Annotated in this window: 4 protein-coding genes; 2 read left to right on the top strand and 2 right to left on the bottom strand. The window is 71.6% G+C overall.

Translation table 11 applies throughout. The features are described 5' to 3' along the window. Positions 1 to 10: 10 nt before the first annotated feature. Together GSF22_RS36055 and GSF22_RS33635 are read right to left on the bottom strand one after the other, a co-directional pair. The gene (locus GSF22_RS36055) at positions 11 to 250 is read right to left on the bottom strand and encodes a tetratricopeptide repeat protein (protein ID WP_368856941.1); all 240 of its coding nucleotides are present in this window, start codon (positions 248 to 250) and stop codon (positions 11 to 13) included. Beyond that, on the bottom strand, positions 247 to 660 hold the full coding sequence (locus GSF22_RS33635; protein WP_244454609.1) for a hypothetical protein: 414 nt from the start codon (positions 658 to 660) through the stop codon (positions 247 to 249). The genes GSF22_RS36055 and GSF22_RS33635 overlap by 4 nt, the downstream gene beginning before the upstream one ends. A 33-nt stretch (positions 661 to 693) precedes the next feature. Here GSF22_RS33635 and GSF22_RS33630 point away from each other — a divergent pair, with 33 nt between their 5' ends. Both GSF22_RS33630 and GSF22_RS35275 read left to right on the top strand, forming a co-directional pair. Further along, positions 694 to 909 (top strand): hypothetical protein, encoded by a 216-nt coding sequence (locus GSF22_RS33630; RefSeq protein WP_208817925.1) that lies wholly within the window; start codon positions 694 to 696, stop codon positions 907 to 909. A 195-nt stretch (positions 910 to 1,104) separates the two neighbouring features. Then, complete coding sequence (locus GSF22_RS35275) at positions 1,105 to 1,242, top strand: hypothetical protein (protein WP_244454608.1); 138 nt, start codon at positions 1,105 to 1,107, stop codon at positions 1,240 to 1,242. Positions 1,243 to 1,270: the final 28 nt, after the last annotated feature.

Raw genomic sequence — 1,270 nt, 5'->3', positions numbered from 1 at the left:
ACCCACGCCCCTACCCGGAACTGGAGCCCTCCGTGGCAGCCCGCAAGTTGCGATAGACGACCCGGGTCTGTGGGTGGTTGTTGCCGAGTACCCGCCGGCAGTCGGTGAGGGCCTGCTTGAGGTAGGCGATGGTGTGGGGGAGGTTTCCCTGGTCGAGCAGGAACTGCGGCGCAGCAGGACCATCCCCCGGGGTCGGTGTCTCGGGATCAGTGGGCGCAGGGGCAACCCGGTCGCGTCGTAACCACCTCACCGGTGCTGGGTTTTCGTCGCGCTGTCACCGGTCGAGGCGATCCCCCCGAGTTCACCCTGCACGGTGATCGGCCCCGGCCCCGCCGCCAGTGGTGTCACCGCAGCCGGCGGTGTCGGTGCCGCAGCGGAGTTTCGCGGCAGAGCCAGCACGAGGGCGGCCACCGCGACCACGAAGCTCGCGGCCCCGGCCAGCCGACTGGCCACCTCAACCCCCTGCAAACCGAACAGCACTGCGGCCACCAACAGTCCGGCAGTGACCGCCCCGCCTGTCCCGATGACCACCCAGCGTCGCGAACCCATGGGCACATCATCGGCCACCATCACCACCTGAGCCACATCGGACAGTCCAAGGACTTGAGGGCGGACGCCGCGCACCTGCAGTTTCGGAGTCTTGTAGATCAATTTCGACACGCGGTTGGTGGAGGGTGGTGGCCCCGCGGGTACGTGGCGGAGTGGCTCGACGGCCAGCCGAACGTCGCGGCGGCGATCACGGCGGCGGCGCGGGCGCAGATGGCTGGTACGCACCTGGTGGAGGTGCTGCACCGCGCCGGTATCGAGGTGACCGAGGCGGGCAAGGCCCGCTGGCGGCAGCGGCCGGCCGCCCCGATTCCCGAGGCTGCGCTGGCTGAGGGGCGGCGCATGCTCGACGAGGCCGCGTGAGTGACGACCAGGTCGCCGTGGTCTTGGACGCCACCGTACTGGCCGCGTACGTGTCGCCGTCGGTGATCTGATCGCAGAGGTCGCCGACGAGGGCCGACGGGTCGCTGTGCCCGCCACCCGCCTCGCCGCCGCCCACGCCACCGTGACCGGTGACTCGGGGCGGCCCTGCTTGCCCTGCTGACCAGCACCCCGGCCGTGACCGTGGTCGGTCTCGGCGCCGAGCCGGGTGTCGACGACGTCCGGCAGGTCGGTGTCCTGGCCCGTGCTGCCGGCGGTGACGTCGCCCTGGGCCTGCCCGCCGGTTGGAGCGTCCTCGACCTCGGTCAGGCGTAGCCGACGGGGTCAGGTCGACCCTGCCCCC

The sequence above is a fragment of the Micromonospora echinofusca genome, assembly GCF_017614955.1.
GTDB lineage: Bacteria > Actinomycetota > Actinomycetes > Mycobacteriales > Micromonosporaceae > Micromonospora > Micromonospora echinofusca_A.
The sequence above is the reverse complement of the archived record's forward strand: the minus strand, read 5'-3'. Positions and strand labels throughout refer to the sequence as shown.